17 protein-coding genes and 3 tRNA genes are annotated in these 20,924 nt (G+C 61.3%); 11 read left to right on the plus strand and 9 right to left on the minus strand.

Features of this window, described 5'->3' with window-relative positions:
• Positions 1–28: 28 nt before the first annotated feature.
• The 3 genes from KG698_RS00890 to KG698_RS00900 all read left to right on the plus strand — a co-directional run bounded on the left by KG698_RS00890 (position 29) and on the right by KG698_RS00900 (position 1,359).
• Positions 29–988: a DMT family transporter gene (locus tag KG698_RS00890; RefSeq protein ID WP_213683687.1), complete on the plus strand. Its 960-nt coding sequence runs from the start codon at positions 29–31 to the stop codon at positions 986–988.
• A gap of 67 nt (positions 989–1,055) precedes the next feature.
• Positions 1,056–1,132 (plus strand) — tRNA-Asp (locus KG698_RS00895).
• 150 nt (positions 1,133–1,282) lie between these two features.
• Positions 1,283–1,359 (plus strand) — tRNA-Asp (locus tag KG698_RS00900).
• A gap of 40 nt (positions 1,360–1,399) precedes the next feature.
• Here the strand turns inward: KG698_RS00900 and mnmA are convergent.
• On the minus strand, positions 1,400–2,542 hold the full coding sequence (gene mnmA / locus KG698_RS00905) for a tRNA 2-thiouridine(34) synthase MnmA (RefSeq protein ID WP_213684256.1): 1,143 nt from the start codon (positions 2,540–2,542) through the stop codon (positions 1,400–1,402).
• 145 nt (positions 2,543–2,687) lie between these two features.
• Between mnmA and KG698_RS00910 the strand changes: the two genes are divergently transcribed.
• The 4 genes from KG698_RS00910 to recG all read left to right on the plus strand — a co-directional run bounded on the left by KG698_RS00910 (position 2,688) and on the right by recG (position 8,144).
• Entirely contained in the window at positions 2,688–2,969 is a 282-nt protein-coding gene (locus KG698_RS00910; protein ID WP_213683688.1) for a DUF1153 domain-containing protein, read from the plus strand.
• A gap of 84 nt (positions 2,970–3,053) precedes the next feature.
• Positions 3,054–3,767: a response regulator transcription factor CtrA gene (ctrA, locus tag KG698_RS00915; RefSeq protein WP_213683689.1), complete on the plus strand. Its 714-nt coding sequence runs from the start codon at positions 3,054–3,056 to the stop codon at positions 3,765–3,767.
• Positions 3,768–3,847: 80 nt separating this feature from the next.
• Entirely contained in the window at positions 3,848–6,043 is a 2,196-nt protein-coding gene (gene ligA / locus KG698_RS00920; RefSeq protein ID WP_213683690.1) for an NAD-dependent DNA ligase LigA, read from the plus strand.
• Positions 6,036–8,144 carry an ATP-dependent DNA helicase RecG gene (gene recG / locus KG698_RS00925; RefSeq protein ID WP_300982784.1) on the plus strand — a complete coding sequence of 703 codons (2,109 nt, stop codon included), beginning with the start codon at positions 6,036–6,038 and terminating at the stop codon, positions 8,142–8,144. Before ligA ends, recG begins: the two co-directional genes overlap by 8 nt.
• A gap of 384 nt (positions 8,145–8,528) precedes the next feature.
• Here the strand turns inward: recG and KG698_RS00930 are convergent, their stop codons facing one another.
• Positions 8,529–8,981: an iron-sulfur cluster assembly scaffold protein gene (locus tag KG698_RS00930; RefSeq protein ID WP_213684258.1), complete on the minus strand. Its 453-nt coding sequence runs from the start codon at positions 8,979–8,981 to the stop codon at positions 8,529–8,531.
• Positions 8,982–9,048: 67 nt separating this feature from the next.
• On the opposite strand from KG698_RS00930, the gene hisI reads away from it, so the two are divergent.
• Positions 9,049–9,411, plus strand: a complete 363-nt coding sequence (gene hisI / locus KG698_RS00935; protein WP_213683691.1) for a phosphoribosyl-AMP cyclohydrolase — start codon at positions 9,049–9,051, stop codon at positions 9,409–9,411.
• A gap of 60 nt (positions 9,412–9,471) precedes the next feature.
• Here hisI and gluQRS read toward each other — a convergent pair whose 3' ends face one another.
• The 3 genes from gluQRS to gyrA are packed head-to-tail and all read right to left on the minus strand — an operon-like array spanning position 9,472 to position 14,528.
• Positions 9,472–10,323, minus strand: coding sequence for a tRNA glutamyl-Q(34) synthetase GluQRS (gene gluQRS, locus KG698_RS00940; RefSeq protein ID WP_213683692.1), 852 nt, complete (start codon positions 10,321–10,323; stop codon positions 9,472–9,474).
• 32 nt (positions 10,324–10,355) lie between these two features.
• The gene (trmFO, locus tag KG698_RS00945) at positions 10,356–11,711 is read right to left on the minus strand and encodes a methylenetetrahydrofolate--tRNA-(uracil(54)-C(5))-methyltransferase (FADH(2)-oxidizing) TrmFO (protein ID WP_213683693.1); all 1,356 of its coding nucleotides are present in this window, start codon (positions 11,709–11,711) and stop codon (positions 10,356–10,358) included.
• A gap of 42 nt (positions 11,712–11,753) precedes the next feature.
• Positions 11,754–14,528 (minus strand): DNA gyrase subunit A, encoded by a 2,775-nt coding sequence (gene gyrA, locus KG698_RS00950; protein WP_213683694.1) that lies wholly within the window; start codon positions 14,526–14,528, stop codon positions 11,754–11,756.
• A gap of 195 nt (positions 14,529–14,723) precedes the next feature.
• Here gyrA and KG698_RS00955 point away from each other — a divergent pair, with 195 nt between their 5' ends.
• Entirely contained in the window at positions 14,724–14,993 is a 270-nt protein-coding gene (locus tag KG698_RS00955) for an usg protein (RefSeq protein ID WP_213683695.1), read from the plus strand.
• Here KG698_RS00955 and KG698_RS00960 read toward each other — a convergent pair.
• Both KG698_RS00960 and KG698_RS00965 read right to left on the minus strand, forming a co-directional pair.
• Positions 14,980–15,453 carry a disulfide bond formation protein B gene (locus tag KG698_RS00960; protein ID WP_213683696.1) on the minus strand — a complete coding sequence of 158 codons (474 nt, stop codon included), beginning with the start codon at positions 15,451–15,453 and terminating at the stop codon, positions 14,980–14,982. The genes KG698_RS00955 and KG698_RS00960 overlap by 14 nt on opposite strands.
• 5 nt (positions 15,454–15,458) lie before the next feature.
• Positions 15,459–16,073: an exopolysaccharide biosynthesis protein gene (locus tag KG698_RS00965; RefSeq protein ID WP_213683697.1), complete on the minus strand. Its 615-nt coding sequence runs from the start codon at positions 16,071–16,073 to the stop codon at positions 15,459–15,461.
• 183 nt (positions 16,074–16,256) lie between these two features.
• Here KG698_RS00965 and KG698_RS00970 point away from each other — a divergent pair.
• Positions 16,257–16,341 (plus strand) — tRNA-Leu (locus KG698_RS00970).
• 690 nt (positions 16,342–17,031) lie between these two features.
• Positions 17,032–17,742: a Hint domain-containing protein gene (locus KG698_RS00975; RefSeq protein ID WP_300982789.1), complete on the plus strand. Its 711-nt coding sequence runs from the start codon at positions 17,032–17,034 to the stop codon at positions 17,740–17,742.
• A gap of 66 nt (positions 17,743–17,808) precedes the next feature.
• Here the strand turns inward: KG698_RS00975 and KG698_RS00980 are convergent, their stop codons facing one another.
• Both KG698_RS00980 and KG698_RS00985 read right to left on the minus strand, forming a co-directional pair.
• On the minus strand, positions 17,809–18,399 hold the full coding sequence (locus KG698_RS00980; protein ID WP_213683699.1) for an NTP transferase domain-containing protein: 591 nt from the start codon (positions 18,397–18,399) through the stop codon (positions 17,809–17,811).
• 64 nt (positions 18,400–18,463) lie between these two features.
• Complete coding sequence (locus KG698_RS00985; RefSeq protein WP_213683700.1) at positions 18,464–20,881, minus strand: FAD-dependent oxidoreductase; 2,418 nt, start codon at positions 20,879–20,881, stop codon at positions 18,464–18,466.
• Positions 20,882–20,924 lie beyond the last annotated feature (43 nt).

Raw genomic sequence — 20,924 nt, forward strand, 5'->3', positions numbered from 1 at the left:
CTGCGGCCAAAGGGGCGTTGACGCGATCATGAGCACCGCCTTGCGCGCGATTATGTTCATCTTGCTGGGTGTTTTATGCGGATCGCTCAATGATGTGGGGATCAAGCTTTTGTCGGGCGAGTACCCGCTGCACCAGATGATCTTTGTCCGCTCGGTGATCGGGGTGGCGATCAGCTTTGCCTTGGTCCAGATGGAAGGCGGGATTGCGCTGTTGCGTAGCGATCGGCCGGGTCTGCACCTGTTGCGCGCATTGCTGGTGGTCTTTTCCAACATGCTGTTTTTTTCGGCCTTGGCGGTGATGCCACTTGGCGCGGCCACGGCGCTGTTTTTCGTCGCGCCGCTTTTCATCACGATTTTAGCCATTCCCATTCTGGGCGAGACGGTGGGCCGTCACCGGATCGCTGCGGTGCTGATCGGCCTGCTGGGCGTCGGCGTCATGATGGCGCCGGGCGTTGATTGGGGCGGGATTGGGCGGGCCAGTCTGCTTTTGCCTGTGGCGGCGGCATGTTGCTATGCGGGCATGCAGGTTTTGACCCGCAAGCTTGGCGCCGACACAGCCGCCTCAGCCTTGGGCTTTTATATCCAGCTAACCTTTCTCTGTGTCTCGGCCTTGTTCTTCCTCGTCGCCGGTGATGGACGTTTCGCCGAAGGGTTAAGCCACCCATCGGCGGTCTTTTTGCTGCGCGCATGGGTCTGGCCCGCAGCGCAGGATATCTGGGTCTTTGGCGTGATTGGCTGCATGTCAGCCGCCATCGGCTATTGCATGGGCATGGCCTATAAGCTTGGGACTGCATCGGTGGTGGCGTCGTATGAGTATGCCGCACTTCCCTTGGCGCTTTTGTGGGGTTGGTTGATCTTTGGCGAGGTGCCGCGCAATGTCGTGTGGATCGGTATCGCGCTGATCGCTGGTGCTGGGCTTTACGTCTTTGCCCGTGAGCGCGCGCGCGACCGCGTGCTGGCAGCAAGCCCGCCATTGCGCCACCCCTAGAAAAAAGCGCGCGTGCCCTGTGATGGCGCTTGACGGGGCAGGCGGCGCACAATAGGCAGCGCAACACGCGGTTGTAGCTCAGTTGGTTAGAGTACCGGCCTGTCACGCCGGGGGTCGCGGGTTCGAGCCCCGTCAACCGCGCCAATTTCCCCCAAATTATTTGTGACGTTGCGCATGGTCCAACCATGCGCGGCGTTTTCTGCGCGTCTGTGATGGCTCTTGCGTATTCTCGCGAAAAAGCCAGCCTGATGGCATTGACGCCGCTTTTGCGATTGCCTAAACGATCCCTCACGCGCGGTTGTAGCTCAGTTGGTTAGAGTACCGGCCTGTCACGCCGGGGGTCGCGGGTTCGAGCCCCGTCAACCGCGCCACTTTCCCCCAAAACCAAGATTTTTATGATGGCCGCAGCCATCAGCGCTTGTGGATCCAGCCGCCACCCAAGACGCGGCTGCCTGCGGCGTCATAGAAAACACATGCTTGGCCGGGGCTGACGCCTTCTTCGGGGGTGATCAGCTCGACGGTGGCTGTGTGATCTGACAGGGGGCGAATGACCGCTGGGCGCGGCGGGCGGGTGGAGCGGATCTTGACTTCCACCTCCCATTCGGCGCGCGAGGTGAGGGGCGTATCGCCCAGCCAGTTGATCTCGCGCAGCGGCACGATGCGGGTCGATAGATGCTCTTTTGGTCCTACCACGACTTGCCGCGTCACGGGGTCGAGTTTCACGACATAAAGCGGATCGGCCAGACCACCGATGCCAAGGCCGCGCCGCTGACCGATCGTGTAATGGATCACGCCGCGATGTTCGCCCAACACTGTGCCATCCATATCCACGATCTGGCCCGGATCGGCGGCACCGGGGCGCAGCTTCTCGATCACGGCGGCGTAATCGCCATTCGGCACGAAACAGATATCTTGGCTATCGGGCTTGTCGGCAACACTCAGCCCGTATTTGGCGGCCAAGGCCCGCGTTTCGGCCTTAGAGGTCAGATGCCCCAAGGGAAAACGCAGGAAATCAAGCTGGGCTTGCGTGGTCGAGAACAAGAAATAGGATTGATCGCGGGCGCTATCGGCGGCGCAATGCAGCTCGGCCTTTTGCGGGCCCATCTTGCGCTGGATATAGTGGCCCGTCGCCATGCAATCGGCGTCAAGGTCTTTGGCCGTTTCCAACAAATCTTTGAATTTTACCCGCTCATTGCAGCGGATGCAGGGGACGGGCGTCGCACCGGCCAGATAGCTATCGGCAAACTCATCGATCACCGCCGCGCGAAAGGTGTTCTCGTAATCCAGCACGTAATGCGGAAAGCCCATGGTTTCGGCCACGCGCCGTGCATCATGGATATCGCGGCCCGCGCAGCATGCGCCCTTTTTCGCAAGCGCCGCCCCATGATCGTAAAGCTGGAGCGTCACGCCCACCACATCATAGCCTTGTTCGGCCAGAACCGCAGCGACAACCGAGCTATCGACGCCGCCCGACATGGCGACGACAACGCGGGTTTGCGATGGGGCCTTGGGCAGGCCAAGCGAATTGAGCATCCCGGGCTGATCCAGCGCCATGGGCGATCCTGACATAATGGCAAGGAAGGGGTCGTTTTGTGCAATATAAGAAAAACGCGCGAAAGCTCAACCGTCACGGTTACGTCGCTTTAAGCATATTCAGGCCATCCTCTCGCGCAGTTCGCACCAATAGAGGGGAGAGGCGATGTATATTCGCAAGATACCGGGGCCGCATACGGTCACATTACCCAGTGGCCGCGCCATGACACGCGCCGATTTACCCCCAGCAGGGACACAGCGCTGGGTGGCCAGCCGAAAAGCCGCTGTGGTGCAAGCCGTCGATGCCGGGTTGATCACCGCAGACGAGGCGCTGTCGCTGTGGTCACTCTCGCATGAAGAGCTTGAAAGCTGGCGCGGTGCCGTGCTGCGACATGGGGTTGCCGCCCTGCGGGCCACGGCGCTACAGCAATATCGGGATCTAACTTAAGTTGATAAATGCCAACTTAAGTAACAAGTAATTAACCTTTCGCGCTGATTCTCTTGATATCAGTGAGAGATTCGGAGCGGATAGATGCGTGTTTTGCTTGTCGAGGACGACCCCACCACATCGCGTAGCATCGAAATGATGTTACGGCATGCAAATCTCAATGTCTATGCGACTGATCTTGGGGAAGAGGGGATCGATCTGGCCAAGCTCTATGATTACGACATCATTTTGCTTGATCTGAACCTACCCGATATTCACGGCCATGATGTGTTGCGCCAGTTACGCACCGCGCGGGTCGATACGCCGATCTTGATCCTCTCGGGGCTTGATGACCCCGAAAGCAAGCTTAAGGGTTTTGGCTTCGGTGCCGATGATTATTTGACCAAACCCTTCCACCGGGAGGAATTGGTGGCGCGTATCCATGCGATTATCCGCCGTTCCAAGGGGCATGCGCAATCCATCATCAAAACCGGCATGATTGCCGTCAATCTTGATGCCAAAACAGTTGAGGTGGATCACCAAACCGTCCATCTGACAGGCAAAGAATATCAGATGTTGGAACTTCTTAGCCTGCGAAAGGGCACGACGCTGACCAAGGAGATGTTCTTGAACCATCTTTACGGCGGCATGGATGAGCCGGAACTCAAGATCATCGATGTCTTTATCTGCAAGCTGCGCAAGAAACTCTCGGTGGCGACGGGTGGGGCCAATTACATCGAAACCGTCTGGGGGCGGGGCTATGTGCTGCGCGATCCGGTGCCGGGGCGGGCAGCGGTCGAGATGGCGATGAACGGATAAGCCGCCCAAGCGCGCGCATGCTCTGGAATTCATGCGCGCATCCCCCTAAACCCTATTTCAGCGGCATGTAGGGGTTGGGCATGGTCGAGAATGGCAAAGCGGCAACAGGCCAAGATATCGCAGGTCTGGATGAGGCCGCAGCGCGCGCCCGGTTGAGCCAGCTTGCCACGCAGATTGCGGCCGCAAACAGCGCCTATTTCCAGAACGATTCCCCGATCATGTCGGATGCGGCATTTGATGCGCTCAAACGCGAAAACGCCGTGATCGAGGCGCGCTTTCCCCATCTCAAGCGCCAAGATAGCCCCAGCGAACTGGTCGGGGCCGAGCTTGGCGAAGGCTTCTCCAAGATCACCCATGCCGAGCGGATGCTGTCGCTGGCCAATGCCTTTGACGCCGCCGATGTGGCCGATTTCGTGGCCGGTATCCGCAGATATCTGGGGCTCGCCCCAGACGCGCCATTGGCCTTTACCGCCGAGCCCAAGATCGACGGTTTGTCGCTCTCACTGCGCTACGAGAATGGTCACCTGATCAGCGCGGCAACACGCGGCGATGGTGAGACGGGTGAAAACGTCACCGCCAATGCCCGCACCATCGCCGATATCCCGCAAAGGCTTGGCCAGGCCCCCGCAATCTTGGAGGTGCGCGGCGAGGTTTACATGGGCCATGACGATTTCGCAGCGCTCAACGCGCGCCAAGCGGCCCTTGGTGGCAAGATCTTCGCCAACCCGCGCAATGCCGCCGCCGGATCATTGCGCCAACTCGACGCCGCGATCACCCGTGCGCGCCCTTTGCGGTTTTTCGCCTATGCATGGGGCGCGCTTTCCGCGCCTTTGGCCGCGAACCAAAGCGGTGCTATCGCGCGGCTGGCTGACATGGGCTTTGCGACCAATCCCTTGACGCAGCTTTGCCCGGATCTCGACGCGATGCTCGCCCATTACGCGCGGATCGAGGCGCAGCGCGCGACGCTTGGCTATGATATCGATGGTGTTGTCTACAAGCTCGATGATCTGGGGCTGCAAGCGCGCCTTGGGCTGCGCTCAACCACGCCACGCTGGGCGATTGCGCATAAATTCCCCGCCGAACTGGCTTGGACCCGGCTAGAGGCGATTGATATCCAAGTGGGCCGCACCGGCGCGCTCAGCCCGGTTGCGCGTCTCACGCCCGTCACGGTCGGCGGGGTGGTCGTGTCCAACGCAACCTTGCATAATGAGGATTACATCGCTGGTCGCGATGCGCGTGGCGGCGCAATCCGGGGCGGCAAAGACATCCGTATCGGCGATTGGGTACAGGTTTACCGCGCGGGCGATGTGATCCCCAAGATCGCCGATGTCGATCTCGCCAAACGCCCCGATGATGCGCGGCCTTTTGTATTTCCAACCCATTGCCCCGAATGCGGCTCCGAGGCGCTGCGCGAAGAGGGTGACGCGGTGCGCCGCTGCACCGGCGGGCTGATCTGCCCGGCGCAGGCGGTGGAAAAGCTCAAGCATTTCGTCAGCCGCGCGGCGTTCGACATCGAGGGCTTGGGCGCCAAGCAGGTCGAGACATTCTATACCGATGGTTGGATCAAGGAACCCGCCGATATATTTGATCTCAAATCGCAATACGGCTCGGGCCTGCAACAGCTGAAGAACAAGGAGGGCTGGGGCGAGAAGAGCGCGGCAAATCTTTTTGACGCGATCGACGAGCGGCGGCGCATCGGCCTTGGGCGGGTGATTTTCGCCCTCGGTATCCGCCATGTGGGCGAGGTTGCGGCCAATGATCTGGCGCGCCATTTCGGCAGTTGGGCGCAGTTCATCGATTGCGTGGACCGCGCTTCACAAGAGCCCGCCGCCAACGCCCCCGATGCGCGCGCGCGCAAAGCGGTCTTGGCGCAAAGCCCCGCTTGGGCCGAGATTACTGGCATTGACGGCATTGGCGAGGCGGTGGCACTGGCGCTCACCACGACGCTCAGCCAAGGGGCCGAGCGTGCCTCTGTTGATCGGCTGGTGGCGCATCTGGATATTCAGGCACCCGTTGCGCGTGCGAACGCCGATAGCCCGGTCGCAGGCAAGACCGTCGTCTTCACCGGCACGCTTGAGAAAATGACCCGCGCCGAGGCCAAGGCGCGCGCTGAGGCGCTTGGGGCCAAGGTCGCGGGCAGCGTCTCGGCCAAGACCGATCTGCTGATCGCAGGCCCCGGCGCGGGCTCTAAGGCCAGCAAGGCCGCCGAACTTGGGGTCGAGATCATCGATGAGGATGGATGGCTGGCCTTGATTGCCGGGGCCGGCGATGGCTGAGGTCCACATCCCGATGGATCGGCCAGATTACCTTTGGCCGCTCTTTGCCGGGCTGGAAACGCTCGATGGGGTTGGGCCGAAAACAGCCAAGCATTACAAAGCTCTCGGGGTTGAAACGCCCAAAGATCTGATCCTGACATTGCCGGTGGGTGGGGTGGATCGCACAAGGTCAGATTCAATCCGTGATGTGCCGCTGCCGGGGATGGCGACAGTGTCCGTGGTCATCGGTCGCCACCGCCCCCCCGTCAGCCGGGGCAGACCCTACCGGATCGAGGTGGAGGATGCCAAAACTAGCTTTCAACTCGTGTTTTTCCACGGCAAATCCGACTATCTGTCGCGTATCTTGCCCACGGGCGCGCGGCGCGTCGTGTCTGGCAAGGTCGAGCTGTTCGATGGGGTTGCGCAAATGCCCCATCCCGATCACATCCTCAGCCCCGATGAGGCGGGTGATATCCCGGCTTTTGAGCCCATCTATCCCTTGGCCGCAGGCCTGACGCAAAAGGGGCTACGCCGTGCAATGACAGCGGCATTGGCCGAGGTGCCGAACTTGGGCGAATGGATCGACCTGCCACTTTTGGATCAAAGGGGCTGGCCCGTTTGGCATGACGCCATCGCCATGGCACATGCGCCGAAAGGGCCACATGATCTGGCCGCCAGCGCGCTGGCGCGGGAGCGTTTGGCCTTTGACGAATTATTTGCCCATCAGTTGACGCTTGCCTTGGCCCGAGCCTCCAATCGCAAGGGCAAAGGGCGCGTGACGCAAGGCAATGGGCGTTTGCGGCAAAAAGTGTTGGAAAGCCTGCCCTTCAAGCCTACAGGCGCGCAAATGCGCGCCATCGACGAGATCGCCACCGATATGGCAACGCCCGCGCGGATGAACCGCTTGCTGCAAGGCGATGTGGGGGCGGGCAAGACACTCGTCGCGCTGATGGCGCTTCTCGTTGCGGTCGAGGCAGGCGGGCAAGGCGTGATGATGGCCCCCACCACGATCTTGGCAGGGCAGCATTACGCCAATCTCAAACCCTTGGCCGAGGCGGCAGGCGTGGTGATCGAGATGCTCAGCGGCCAAGACAAGGGCGCAGAGCGGCGCGCGAAACTGGCCGCACTCAAGCGCGGCGATATTCAGATATTGGTCGGCACCCATGCGGTCTTTGTCGAGGATGTGGCTTTTGCCGACCTCAGGCTGGCCATCGTCGATGAGCAACATCGCTTTGGCGTGCGTCAGCGCATCAAGCTGGGCCAAAAGGGGCAGGGAGCGGATGTGCTGGTGATGACGGCCACGCCGATTCCGCGCACCCTCAGCCTTGCGCAATATGGCGATATGGATGTGAGCGTGCTGGATGAAAAGCCGCCCGGCCGCACGCCTGTGGCAACCGCGCTGGTTTCGACCGCCCGGATGGATGAGGTCATCGACCATTTGCGCAAAGCCGTGGCCGAGGGGCGGCAGGCCTATTGGGTCTGCCCGCTGGTCGAAGAGAGCGAGAGTTTTGACGCCACAGCCGCCGAGGAACGGGCCAAGCTTTTGCGCGCGGCCTTTGGTGAAGGGGTGGTGGGGCTGGTGCATGGGCAATTGCCGCCCGATCAGAAAACCGCCGCCATGGCTGATTTTGCCAGCGGAAAGACCCGTGTTTTGGTGGCCACCACGGTGATCGAGGTGGGGGTGGATGTGCCCAATGCCTCGATCATGGTGATCGAACAGGCCGAGATCTTCGGTTTGGCGCAGCTTCACCAACTCCGCGGCCGGGTGGGGCGTGGGGCGGCTGCTTCGACCTGCTTGCTGATGTATCGGCCACCTTTGGGCGAAACGGCAAAGCGGCGTTTGATGGTGCTGCGGGACACAGAGGATGGGTTTGTCATCGCTGAAGAGGATTTGGCGATCCGCGGTGCGGGCGATGTCATCGGCACGGCGCAATCGGGTTTGCCACAGTTTCGGATCGCCGATCTTGAGACGCAGACGGGGCTGATGGCCTTGGCGCAATCGGCGGCACGCACGCTGTTGGTGCGCGACCCAAAGCTGATCGGGCCGCAGGGGCAATCGGCGCGTATCCTTCTGATTTTGCTCGAACAAGAGAAGGCGATCCGGCTGATCTCGGCAGGATGATCTGTTTTGTTCACAAATGTTCTTAAAAAGTTCTTTACAGGCCGCACAAGAAATGAGAACAAAGCGACAACACGCTTATCTCAGGAGGCCATGACATGACCCGGATCGCTGAAATTTTGACCCATTCGCGCGAGACTTTCATCAGCGACGCGGTCGGGGTGATCGCGCTTGCGATGTTCACCTATGGGCTTTTGTATCTTCCCGGCTTGATCTGATTGCGATTTCTGCCTGCGGTCTGGCCATGCGGGTTTTTGGGTTTGCCCCTCTGTCCCGCCCAAACCTTTCCCGTGTCATGACGGGCATGCATCGGCCCCAGATACGCTGACTGCCGCCGCCCTCGGCCCCGAGGTGCGGCGGTTTTTTATGATGATCTCGGTATTTTGATCAGGCGCTTTGCGCTTGCGCTGCGGCATCCATCGCCTCAACCGTCGTGTCGAGCGATAGCATGATCGAGGCGTGGCGATTGCGGTAATCGCGCGCCGGCGTCAGCACCTCATAGCCCGCAAAGGGTGCCCCGGGCGGGGTGCCCCCCTCGGTCAGCATGGCGCGCAGTGCGTCGCGGGCGCATGCCACCTCATCGCGGCTGCGCCCGATGATGGCGGCCCCCATCAAGGCTGCGGCCGCTTGCCCCAAGGCGCAGGCTTTCACATCTTGGGCAAAGCGGGTGATCCGGCCATCCGCGATATCGAGATCGACCGTCACGGTCGAGCCGCATAGCGGCGCGCGCTTGCGCAAGCTGGCCTGCGGCGCGTCGAGCCGGCCATGATGCGGAATATCGGCCGCCAAGGCGAGAATACGCTGGGAATAAAGTTTGATCAGATCGCTGTCGCCGGACATGGGTTCCGCCTGTCTTGTCATGGCCTTATAGGTAGCGCTGTTGCCCGGTTTTGCAAAGAGGTGGCCCATGGCCCAGTTCGACCCCAACACGCTGCGTTTTGACGCGCAAGGCTTGATCCCATGCATCGCCCAGGACGCCGTGAGTGGAGCTGTTTTGATGATGGCATGGATGAATGCAGCGGCCGTTGCGCGCACGCTGGCCACGGGCCGCGTGACCTATTGGTCGCGCTCACGGCAAGATTTCTGGGTCAAAGGCGAAAGCTCGGGGCATGTTCAGGAATTGGTCGAGCTGCGCATCGATTGCGACCGCGATTGCCTTTTGGCGCTGGTGCGGCAAACCGGGCCTGCCTGCCATACCAATCGTGCGGTGTGTTTCTATACCGCCCTGCGCGATGGGGCCGAGGTGGAGCTGATGGCACCCGAAGATTAGGGGGCGCTGCCCCCATCGCCTTTGGCGATTCCCCCGGGATATTTTTGAAACAGAGAAGGCTCAGAGGCCGACCATGCGGCGGATGTCTTGCGGCGCGGCGCCGTCCGCGCGGTAACTGTGGATGGCACGGGCATCGTCGCGCTTGGCCAGCCGCTTGCCCTGCTCGTCGCGGATCAGGCGGTGGTGGTGATACTGCGGCGTTGGCATGCCGAGCAGGCCTTGGAGCAAGACATGGATCGGGGTGGCGGCGAAAAGATCTTGGCCACGGATCACATGGGTAATGGCTTGGGCCGCATCATCGACCGCAACCGAAAGGTGATAGGACGCGCCCATTGCCGGGCGGGCCAGAACGACGTCGCCGATGGTGGCGATCATGGCCGCAGCGGGGATAGGGTGATGGCCCAAATGTGCGGGGCCGGTTTCGTCAAAGCCGCGCGTGGTGTCGTGGCGGGCCATGGCCTTGGCCATATCGAGACGGATCGCATCGCCCGGGCCCATCGCGGCCATGGCGCGGTGGCGGCAGGTGCCGGGATAGACCAGCCCATCTGGCCCGGTGAGCGGCTCTCCGCCCTCTTGCGGGGCGTTTGCCGCCTCGCGGATATCGCGCCTTGAGCAGCGGCAAGGATAGATCAGCCCCATCTGGCCCAGCCTGTCGATGGGGGCGCGGTAAGCCGGCAGGTGATCGGATTGACGGCGCGGCGGGGCGTCCCATGTCAGCCCCAGCCACGCCAGATCGGTGTAAATCTGCGCCTCCCACGCGGGGCGCGCGCGCGATTGGTCAATATCATCGATCCTGAGCAGGAAATCACCGCCAGCGGCGCGGGCCATGTCATGGGCAAGAATGGCGGAATAGGCATGGCCCAGATGCAGCGGGCCAGTGGGTGACGGGGCAAAGCGGGTGCGAAAGCGCATCTCAGCCCCTTTGGAATTGGCCCAATGCCTCTTCAAGCGGCATCGGCGCGGGCCTCGCCCAACCAGCCCAGCCATGCCGCTTTCGCGCGGTCGGTATAGGCTTTGTAGCGGTCCTTGCGGCCGCGGCGTCCGGCTTTCAGCCCCTCGACCGAGGGGAAAAGGCCGAAATTCACGTTCATCGGCTGAAAGGTCTTTGCCTCGGCCCCGCCGGTGATGTGATGCACCAGCGCGCCCATGGCGGTGTCTTGCGGCACGGGGGCAAGCGCCTTCCCGCAAAGCTCGGCCACGGCGAGCCGACCGGCCAAAAGCCCCATGGCTGCGGATTCGACATACCCCTCAACCCCGGTAATTTGGCCCGCAAAGCGGATATTGGGGCGCGAGCGTAGCCGCATCTGCGCATCCAGAAGGCGTGGCGAATTGATGAAGGTGTTGCGATGGATACCGCCTAGGCGCGCGAAGCTGGCATCTTGCAAGCCGGGGATCATCTTGAAAACAGAGGTTTGCGCGCCGTACTTCATCTTGGTCTGGAAACCCACGATGTTGTAGAGCGTGCCAAGCGCATTGTCGCGGCGCAGCTGCACAACGGCCCAAGGCTTGACCGTTGGGTCATGCGGGTTGGTCAGCCCCACGGGCTTCATCGGGCCGTGGCGCAGCGTTTCGCGGCCGCGTTCGGCCATCACCTCGATGGGTAGGCAGCCGTCGAAATAGCCCGCGGTCTCGCCCTCGTGGAACTCGGTCTTATCGGCAGCAAGCAATGCGTCAATGAAGGCGTCGTATTCGTCGCGCGTCATGGGGCAGTTGATATAGGCGCGCTGTTCGGCCTCGGTCTCGCCCTTGTCATAGCGCGACTGTTCCCATGCCACGGACATATCGATGGTGTCGGCATAGACGATGGGGGCAATGGCGTCGAAAAAGGCCAGCGCATCCTGTCCTGTCTCGGCTGCGATGGCATTGGCGAGCGCGCCTGATGTCAGCGGCCCTGTGGCGATGATCGCGGGGCCATCGGGCAGGGCGGTGATCTCGCCCGCCACCACGGTGATATTGGGATGGGCGCGCAGCTTGGCGGTCACCGCCTCGGCAAAGGGGTCGCGGTCAACAGCCAGCGCGCCACCCGCAGGCAGGCGGTGGTCATAGGCGGTATCCATGATAATCGAGCCCGCCGCGCGCATTTCCCAATGCAAAAGCCCCACGGCGTTTTGCTCATCATCATCCGAGCGAAAGGAGTTGGAGCAGACCATTTCCGCAAGCGAGCCGGTGCGATGGGCAAAGGTGCCGACAGCAGGGCGCATTTCGTGCAGCACGACCTTGATGCCCGCTGTTGCCGCTTGCCAAGCGGCCTCGGACCCGGCCATGCCGCCACCAATGATCTGCAGTGTCTTCTCGGTCATGCCGGGCATCTCGCGCCTAAAGGATCGGTTGCAAAGGGCCGCTTAGCCCTCTGCGGCGGGTGTATCGACGACGATCGCGGCGTCATCGCCATCTTCATCGCCCTGATCGGCAATCCAAGCGACAGAGACGACCTCTTCGCCCTTGGCGGTGTTCAAGACCTTGACCCCGCCCGCGCTGCGCGAGCGGAACGAGATACCCTGAACCGGCACGCGGATCGATTGGCCGGTGGAAGTGGCGAGCATGATCTGGTCACTCAACTCGACTGGGAAGCTTGCCACCAGCGTGCCGCCGCGCATCGCCTTATCCATGGCCATCACGCCTTGGCCGCCGCGCCCGCGCACCGGGTAGTCATGGCTGGACGAAAGCTTGCCCGAGCCGCTGGCGGTAATGGTCAGGATCAAATCCTCGGCGGCTGACATTTCGGCATATCGCTCTGGCGACAATTGGCCCACGGCGACGGTTTCCTCGTCCTCGTCGGTCTCGATCTCCTCCTCGGGGGCGCCCGCCATCAGGCGGCGTTGCTTGAGATAGGCAGCGCGCGCCTCGGCCTCGGCCTCGAAATGGCGGATAATGGCCATCGAGACGACGCTGTCACCAGCGGCCAAGCGGATGCCGCGCACGCCCGTCGAATCGCGGCCCTTGAACACGCGCACATCGGTGGTGGGAAAGCGGATCGCGCGGCCCAAGGCCGTGACCAGCATCACATCATCGGCTTCCGAACAGATCCGGGCATTGACCAAGCTGACCGAGCCATCCTCGGGCAGTTTCATCGCGATCTTGCCGTTGCGCATGACATTGGTGAAATCCGACAAGGCGTTACGGCGCACCTCACCTTCGGAGGTGGCGAAAAGGATCTGCAACTCGTCCCAATGCGCCTCGTCGCGGTCGACGGGCATGACGGCGGCGATGCCTGTGCCGATGGGGATGGGCAAGATATTGACGATGGCCTTGCCGCGCGAGGCGCGCGAGCCTTGCGGCAGGCGCCAAGTCTTGAGCTTGTAAACCATCCCATTGGTTGTAAAGAACAAAAGCGGGGTGTGGGTATTGGCTACAAAGAGCGATGTGACAACGTCATCTTCCTTGAGCGCGCCACCAGACAGGCCTTTGCCGCCGCGTTTTTGGGCGCGGAATTCGCCCAAGGGCGTGCGCTTGATATAGCCGCCTTGGGTGATGGTGACGACCATATCCTCGCGTTCGATCAGGTCTTCGTCATCCATGTCGCCCGACCAATCGGTGATCTCGGTCCGGCGGGGGACGGCGAATTTCTCGCGCACTTCGGCGAGTTCGGCGGCGATGATCTCGAGGATACGCTCGCGCGAGGCGAGGATGGCGAGGTAATCCTTGATCTTGCCTGCCAGCTCTTCCAGTTCGTCGGTGACTTCTTTGACGCCCAGCTGCGTCAGGCGTTGCAGCCGCAGATCGAGGATGGCGCGCGCCTGTGTTTCGGACAGGTTATAGGTGCCATCTTCGTTGGCGGTATGGGTCGGATCATCGATCAGCTTGATAAAAGGCAGAATTTCGGCCGCGGGCCAACGCCGCGCCATCAGCTTTTCACGTGCCTCCGCCGCATCGCTTGAGGCGCGGATGGTGCGCACCACCTCATCGACATTGGAGACCGCGACAGCCAAACCGCACAGCACATGCGCCCGGTCGCGCGCTTTGCGCAATTCGAACGCCGTACGCCGCGCCACGACTTCTTCGCGGAAATCGAGGAACGCGGTCAAAAAGCCCCGCAGCGTCAGCTGTTCAGGCCGTCCGCCATTCAGCGCCAGCATGTTGCAGCCAAAATGCGTCTGCATCTGTGTAAAGCGGAAGAGTTGGTTCAGCACCACCTCGGGCGTTGCGTCGCGCTTAAGCTCGATCACCACGCGCACACCGATGCGGTCGCTTTCGTCGGCCACGCCCGAAATCCCTTCGAGCTTTTTCTCACGCACCAGATCGGCGATCCGCTCGATCATCGACGCCTTGTTCACCTGATAGGGGATCTCGTCGATGACGATGGCAAAGCGATCTTTGCGGATTTCCTCGATATGGGTTTTGGCGCGGATGATGACGCTGCCGCGCCCCTCAAGATAGGCTTTGCGCGCGCCCGAGCGGCCAAGGATAAGACCGCCGGTCGGAAAATCGGGTGCGGGGATATATTCGATCAGCTCTTCAGAACTGAGATCCGGCTCTTTGATCAGCGCTTGGCAGGCATCGATCACCTCGCCCAGATTATGGGGCGGAATATTCGTCGCCATGCCGACGGCGATGCCGCCCGCGCCATTGACCAACATATTGGGAAAGCGCGCAGGCAGAACCGTGGGTTCTTGCTGCTTGCCATCGTAATTGTCTTGGAAATCGACGGTATCCTTGTCGATATCGGCCAAAAGATACGCGGCAGGTGCTGCCATGCGCACTTCGGTATAACGCATGGCGGCCGGGTTATCGCCATCCATCGAGCCGAAATTGCCCTGACCGTCCAAAAGCGGCAGCGACATGGAAAAGGGCTGCGCCATACGCACAAGCGCGTCATAGATCGCCGAGTCGCCATGTGGGTGGTACTGGCCCATCACATCGCCCACGGGGCGGGCCGATTTGCGATAGGCTTTTTCGTGGGTATTGCCGGTCTCGTACATGGCGAACAAGATGCGCCGATGCACGGGCTTCAGCCCATCGCGCAGATCGGGGATCGCGCGGGAGATGATCACCGACATCGCATAGTCGATGAAGGAGGTCTTCATCTCAGAGGCGATATCGATCGACGGCCCATCATGAGGGTGCCGCTCGATCACGTTTTCCTGTTCGTTTTCAGGGCTTTCGGTTGTATCACTCACGTCGCGCGCCTGTTCTGCCAGTGGCATCTATATTTAGTTGACCCGCAGTATAAGCCCGCCGAATATAGGGTGCAATGGCGCATCCCCACTTGGTTTAGCAGCCAGGCCATATGGGTGATAACAAATTGTTTTCATTGATTTTTAAATCGACTGCGGCAAGTTTGCTCCACGGGTTTTCAACAAATGGAGGATCGCATGGTGAAATCCGAGGTCGCATTGATGTTGAAGGGCTATGGCCTGACCACCGCGGAAATGATCTATCGCATGCCTGATCATCGCAATGTGTTGAACAGCTTCGTGTGGCAAGATTACGATCTGGCCCCCGATTACCCGCGATTATTCGACTTCATCGCCTATTGGCATGACGCGATCGAGGGGCCGCTGCATTCGGTTCGCTTTGTGCATCGCAAGCTGATCGCACCGGGTGAATGGCGCAATGTGACGGGTGAGTTTACCTATCACTAGACGCGCGCGCCGCTGCGATCCACAGGCCCATCAGCGCAAGACTGGCGATGCCGTTCCACGACGCCATCGACAGGCCAAGCATCGACCACGCCACCTCGGTGCATAAGACAATCGCCTCGCCGATGGTCGGATCGAGCAGGGTGGCCATATCCATCGCGCCCAAATCCTCGCCCGCGCCGGTGCAACTGAGGTTGAGCGTCCACCACGCGCGCTCGACCCCGGTATGGAGGAGCGCGATCCCGGCATTGACCAACATGCTCAACGCGCCCGCTAACGCCAATAGCCGATGTGGCACCACAACACCCAGCGCGCCGATGGCGACAGCCACCGCATGCGGCCAGCGCTGCCAGAGGCACATGGTGCAAGGGGCAAGCCCGCCGATGTATTGAAAACCGAAGGCACCAAGCAGCATTGCCGCCGATCCCGCGCCCGCCAGCGCCATGAGAGACTTGCGTTTCATCACCCTTACCCTCCGATCCATGCCATGATCAGGCTTACCGCGGTCGCCCCTGCGACAAGCAAGGTGCCGATCCATGCCACGCCAAGGATAAGGCCGAGAAGCACTAAAATGCCGTCGCGCTGTAACAAGCCGATGGCAATAATCGCCACTGCGATGCCGGGAACGGTATTCGTACCGGGAACCGGAACAAGGATCGCGGCACTGAAGACCAAGAGCGCCAGCCCCACCAATTGATCAAACGGCCGCCGCGTGAGCGCCGCAAGTCTGGGGCGGCTCACCGCCTCGATCCGCCTGAGCCAAGGGTCAGAGCGCCGGGCCAGCGCCGCAAGGCTCGCGGTTGCCACCTGCCGCTCTCCCAGCTTTTGCGGCAACCAAGGTTTGCCCCAGCCCAGCACCATTTGCCCCGCGATAAACAAGAGCGGCAAGGCCACAACCTGCGGAACGCCGTAAAGAAAAGGGATGCAGCAGGGCAGGGCCAAGATCAAAAGGAACAGTCCAAAGGCGCGCTCGTGCAATTGATCCAGCACCCAAGCAAGCGTGACCATCTCGCCCTCGGCATCCGCGACCAGTCGGCTAAAGCGCTGTGAGATCGTCATTGGCGAATCGACAGGGTCTGCCATGCGTCGGTCTCCTTGTGGCGGGGCGGCACGCGGGCCAGCGGTTGCGGCTTGCAGGTTTAGGTAACAAACCGCAAGCAGGCATGCCAGCAGGCCGTGGTCACAAACGGGCGATACGGGCAGAACCGCCGGCTGTATGGATTGGGGCTAGACGAAACCGCGCCACTGCGCTATCGCAACCGCCGTGCCCGAGTGGTGGAATTGGTAGACGCAGCGGATTCAAAATCCGCCGCCGAGAGGCTTGTCGGTTCGAGTCCGACCTCGGGCACCATCTCTTCGAATCAGTCGATGGATTGGTCCCCGTTCTTATGAACGGGTTGCGTGATTTATCCGCAAATGCGCGGTTTTTGATCTCATTGAATTGTGACCGGCACGTGTCACGCCTTTGGCTGTTTCCAAAGGTGAAAATATTTGTCGCATCAACAATCTGGCCCATCAGCGGCGTGTTGGCTTTCATTTTTGCGCAGACAATGCAGGCGTGGGGCGGCCGCCCGGCGAGGTAATAAATTGAAATCACGTTATTTTTTGCAAAATGTTTCATTTAGGATCATGCCATCATCGTGCCGCGCTCTGACGCGAATGGGGTTCTTTCAGGTCGGAAAGCGCTGGATATTGCCATGATCGCAAAATTTTCGCTTCAGATTATGGTGCAGAGCGCCTATCTTTCGATTGTCCGACTGGGGGGCGATGTCTGTTTCGGCCACGGGGGCGGTCACACGACCTGCGTTTGATCCGCGGGAGAGGTGTGCGCCGCGCACAGGTCAGCTTGACCGCTTTCGGCGCAGCGCTGTGTAGCCAGCGGCGACAGATGTCGCAGGATGCTGGTGCAACGGCCCCTCTCACGGCAGGCGATGCAAGTGCGGACCGCTCAGGGGCCGGCACCATCGCTAAGCGGTCGGGGCATCAGGCGGCACGAAGGCCGAATTGGCGCAAGGTTGAGCTAAGCGTAAAGGGTGATGAGATGATTTTTGGCTTCAAAGAAGCAACGGATACATGGTCCACTCACGTCGCTCGGCGCGTGGGTGATGTCATCACACAAAGCGTCAAGACTGCCCCGCATCATGGCCTGACGGATGCGCCCATCTGCCCCTGCTTTACCCCTGGCACAATGATCGCAACACCGCGCGGCGAAGTGCGTGTTGAAACACTGCGTGAAGGCGACCAGATCGTCACCCGTGACAATGGACTTCAAGAGATAAGATGGCTTGGTCAACAAACCCTCAGCCGTGATGTTTTGGCGCGCGATCATACCATCAAGCCGATCTTGATCATGGCAGGCAGCCTTGGTGACAACCTGCCTGAACGCAATATGGTCGTCTCGCCCCAGCATCGCGTCCTGATCACCGGGGAACCGGCACAGCGTCATTTCGATGAGGCAGAAGTTTTTGTAGCCGCCACGCATTTGACCAATGCAACCGGGATCAAACCGCTTGAGACGTTGCGGGTGACCTATCTCCACTTCATGTTTGACCAACATCAGGTGGTGATGTCCGATGGCGCTTGGACGGAAAGCTTTCAACCCGCCGACAATACGCTGGGCGCCCTTGGGCAAGCGGCGCATGATGAGATTATGGCGCTTTTCCCCGCGCTTGCGACGCCTGATGGCGTTGCCAGCTATGTTGCCGCACGGCGGACGTTGACCGTCGACGAGGCACAGCTTCTACAACTGTAATGCTTTTGTCCGCAGGGGCGCGCAAAAGCCATTGATAGATCAGGGGGGCCGTGAGGGGCCGCCCTTTCATGTGGTCGGGCTGCGTTTGGCGTGCCACGCGGCCCAATCCTCGGGCGTGTCAAGATCGACCGTGGCGCGCGCATCGGCCAGCGGCAAAAGGGTGACGCGCGCGGCCTGTTTAGCCAGAACGGCCTTGGCACCTTGGTCGCCGCGCAACTGCGACAGCTCTGGCAAGAGATCGGCGGGGAAAAGCACGGGGTGGCCGGGCATACCCGCCGGGCTTGCGGCCTGCAATATCGCTGTCGGTGCATGCGCGCCGAGCGAGACCATCAGATAAAGATCTTGCGCAGTGATCTCTGGCATATCGGCCAAAACAACGAGCACCGGCCCCGTGAGCCCCGCAACACCAGCCCGGATCGAGGCGGCCATGCCATCGCCCTGCGTGGCCGTGACGATGTCGACCGAAAGATCCGCAAGTGCCGCTTGGCGGGCGGCTTGGTCAGGGCCGAGAACCACCCGCACCGCCACACCCGCCTTGCAGGCGCGCCCAGCCATCAGCCGCAACAGCGGCTGGCCGTCGATCTCTTCCAAGAGTTTGTCGCGGCCCCGCATCCGCGACGATTGCCCCGCGGCGAGTAGCAAGATGGTTATTGTCATTGCACCACTGAGGCTGAAGGATCATCGGCGGTCAAGCTGCCGCACAGGAATGGCGCGCTGCCCATCATGCGCGCATGCGCGGATCATCCCACAAGGGCGCTGTCACGACGCGGGCCTTGCGCATCTCGCCCAAGATCTCGATCTCGACTTCCAACCCCTCGGTGATGCGATCTGCGGGCAAAAAGCCGGTCGCAACCGATTGCCCCGTCCAATGCGAGTATCCGCCCGAAGTGCAGAACCCAACCACCGCGCCATCAAGCCAGATCGGCTCATAGGCCACCACATCGGCATCGGCGGCATCGACGACGAAATGGGCCAGCTTGCGGGCAGGGGGGCTTGCGCGCTCGGCCTCGGCCAAGCTTCGTCCGATGAAATCGGTGTTTTTCTTGAACTGGATAAAACGATCAAGCCCGGTTTCAGCGGCGGTATAATCGGGCGAAAATTCTCGCATCCACGAGCCGAAGAACCGATCAAGCCTGAGCGACATCATCGCGCGCATCCCGAAGGCCGTGATCCCAAAGGCCTGACCCTTGTCCCAAAGCGCCTGCCACAGCGCGCGCTGCTCAAGCGCATCGACAAAGATCTCAAAGCCCAGATCGCCGGTATAGCTCACGCGCTGCACGATGGCGTCCGATAGCCCGACCACCATGCGCTTTACATCCATGAAGCGGAAAGCCTCGGCCGAGACATCGGCGCTTGTCACGGCGGCCAACAGATCGCGCGCGCGTGGCCCGGCGATCTGGAACCCCGTTCGCCTGTCCGAGACATTCACCACCTGCACATCGCCCGCCAGATGCGTATCGAACCAGCGCATATGCATGTCTTGCGCGCCATAGCTTGCGGTCAGCTGGAATTCCGTATCCGACAGGCAGGACACGGTGAAATCGCCAATGATCTTGCCCTTTTCCGACAGCATCGGCGTCAGCGACAGCCGCCCCGGTGCGGGGATGCGGCCCGCCATGATCCGGTCAAGCCATGCGCGCGCATCGCGGCCCGTGACCGCGTATTTGCCGAAATTCTGCAATTCGTTGATGCCGACCGCTTGGCGCACGCCCATAACCTCGCGCGCTGTTGCCTCCCATGCGTTGGAGCGGCGGAAGCTTGGCGTCTCATAGCGCACCTCGCCGGGTTGGGCGAAGTAGTTGACCACTTCCAGCCCGTATTGCGCGCCCCAAACTGCCCCCATCGCGTCGAATGTGTCATACATCGGCGTCGTGCGGTGCGGCCTTGCGGCGGGAAGCTCTTGATTGGGATAGACCACCGAAAAGCGGGTTTGGTAGTTCTCGATCACCTTGGGCAGGGTGTAGCCCGGCCCGATCCAGCGGCCAAAGCGGGCGACATCCATCGCGCTGACATCGCGCTCGGCCTCGCCCGCGATCATCCATTGGGCCAGCATCAGGCCCACGCCGCCCCCTTGGGAAAAGCCCGCCATCACGCCGCAGGCCGACCAGTAATTGCGCAGGCCCGGCACGGGGCCGACCAGCGGGTTGCCATCAGGCGCAAAGGTGAAGGGGCCGTGGATCACCGATTTCACGCCCGCGCGTTCCAGCACCGGAAAGCGCTTATAGGCAAAGGCGATGCTTTCCTCGATCTTGTCGAAATCATCGGCCAAAAGCTCGTGGCCGAAATCCCATGAGGTGCCATTAACCGCCCATGGGCGGCATTTTTGTTCGTAAAAACCGATGCAAAGCCCGCGCCCTTCTTGGCGTAGGTAACTTTCGCCCGAGGGATCCATGACATGGGGATGCTCGCCGCCCGCGTCGAGCATGGCCATGATCTCGGGCACCTCGTCGGTGACGATATATTGATGCTCCATCGGGTGCAGCGGCAGGTAGCAGCCCGCCATCGCCGCCACTTCGCGCGCCCAAAGCCCGGCTGCATTGACCAGATGCTCGGCATGGATCGTGCCCTTGTCGGTCACCACATTCCATGTGCCGTCAGCGCGCGGGGTGGTGGCGATCACCTTGGTATGCAAAACGATTTCCGCCCCGCCCATCTTGGCCGCCCGCGCATAGGCATGGGTGGTGCCAGAGGGGTCGAGATGGCCATCAAGCGGGTCGTAAAGCCCGCCCAAGACGCCGTCGACATTGGTGATCGGGGACAGTTTCTTGATTTCATCGGGGCCGATAATCTCGGTATCCATGCCCATGTAGCGATGCTTGGCGCGCTCGGCCTTGAGCATATCGAGCCGCTCGGGCGTATCGGCCAGTGTCACACCGCCCACATGGTGCAGGCCGCAAGACATGCCTGTCAGCGCTTCCAACTCGCGGTACAGGCGGATGGTGTAGCCCTGAAGCGCCGCCATATTGGTATCGCCGTTGAGCGTATGAAAGCCGCCCGCCGCGTGCCATGTCGAGCCAGAGGTCAGTTCCGACCGCTCCAATAGCATCACATCCGACCAACCCAGCTTGGTCAGGTGGTAGGCGACCGAGCAGCCGACGACGCCACCGCCGATAATGCAGACGCGCGTGGTGGTTTTCATGTGATCCTCCGACAATATGTGGACGCATCAAATGCAGGGCGCG

The sequence above is a fragment of the Roseicyclus sp. genome (genome assembly GCF_018402035.1).
Taxonomy (GTDB): Bacteria; Pseudomonadota; Alphaproteobacteria; order Rhodobacterales; family Rhodobacteraceae; genus Roseicyclus.

Bases quoted from the DNA above. Each gene is read 5' to 3' on its own strand.
- KG698_RS00930 (WP_213684258.1), bottom strand. From the start codon at position 8,981: ATGTCCGGCGACAGCGATCTGATCAAACTTTATTCCCAGCGTATTCTC.
- ctrA (WP_213683689.1), top strand. From the start codon at position 3,054: ATGCGTGTTTTGCTTGTCGAGGACGACCCCACCACATCGCGTAGCATC.
- trmFO (WP_213683693.1), bottom strand. From the start codon at position 11,711: ATGACCGAGAAGACACTGCAGATCATTGGTGGCGGCATGGCCGGGTCC.
- KG698_RS00975 (WP_300982789.1), top strand. From the start codon at position 17,032: ATGATTTTTGGCTTCAAAGAAGCAACGGATACATGGTCCACTCACGTC.
- mnmA (WP_213684256.1), bottom strand. From the start codon at position 2,542: ATGGCGCTGGATCAGCCCGGGATGCTCAATTCGCTTGGCCTGCCCAAG.
- recG (WP_300982784.1), top strand. From the start codon at position 6,036: ATGGCTGAGGTCCACATCCCGATGGATCGGCCAGATTACCTTTGGCCG.
- KG698_RS00965 (WP_213683697.1), bottom strand. From the start codon at position 16,073: ATGGCAGACCCTGTCGATTCGCCAATGACGATCTCACAGCGCTTTAGC.
- KG698_RS00985 (WP_213683700.1), bottom strand. From the start codon at position 20,881: ATGAAAACCACCACGCGCGTCTGCATTATCGGCGGTGGCGTCGTCGGC.
- KG698_RS00910 (WP_213683688.1), top strand. From the start codon at position 2,688: ATGTATATTCGCAAGATACCGGGGCCGCATACGGTCACATTACCCAGT.
- KG698_RS00960 (WP_213683696.1), bottom strand. From the start codon at position 15,453: ATGAAACGCAAGTCTCTCATGGCGCTGGCGGGCGCGGGATCGGCGGCA.
- KG698_RS00955 (WP_213683695.1), top strand. From the start codon at position 14,724: ATGGTGAAATCCGAGGTCGCATTGATGTTGAAGGGCTATGGCCTGACC.
- KG698_RS00980 (WP_213683699.1), bottom strand. From the start codon at position 18,399: ATGACAATAACCATCTTGCTACTCGCCGCGGGGCAATCGTCGCGGATG.
- gluQRS (WP_213683692.1), bottom strand. From the start codon at position 10,323: ATGCGCTTTCGCACCCGCTTTGCCCCGTCACCCACTGGCCCGCTGCAT.
- KG698_RS00890 (WP_213683687.1), top strand. From the start codon at position 29: ATGAGCACCGCCTTGCGCGCGATTATGTTCATCTTGCTGGGTGTTTTA.
- hisI (WP_213683691.1), top strand. From the start codon at position 9,049: ATGGCCCAGTTCGACCCCAACACGCTGCGTTTTGACGCGCAAGGCTTG.
- ligA (WP_213683690.1), top strand. From the start codon at position 3,848: ATGGTCGAGAATGGCAAAGCGGCAACAGGCCAAGATATCGCAGGTCTG.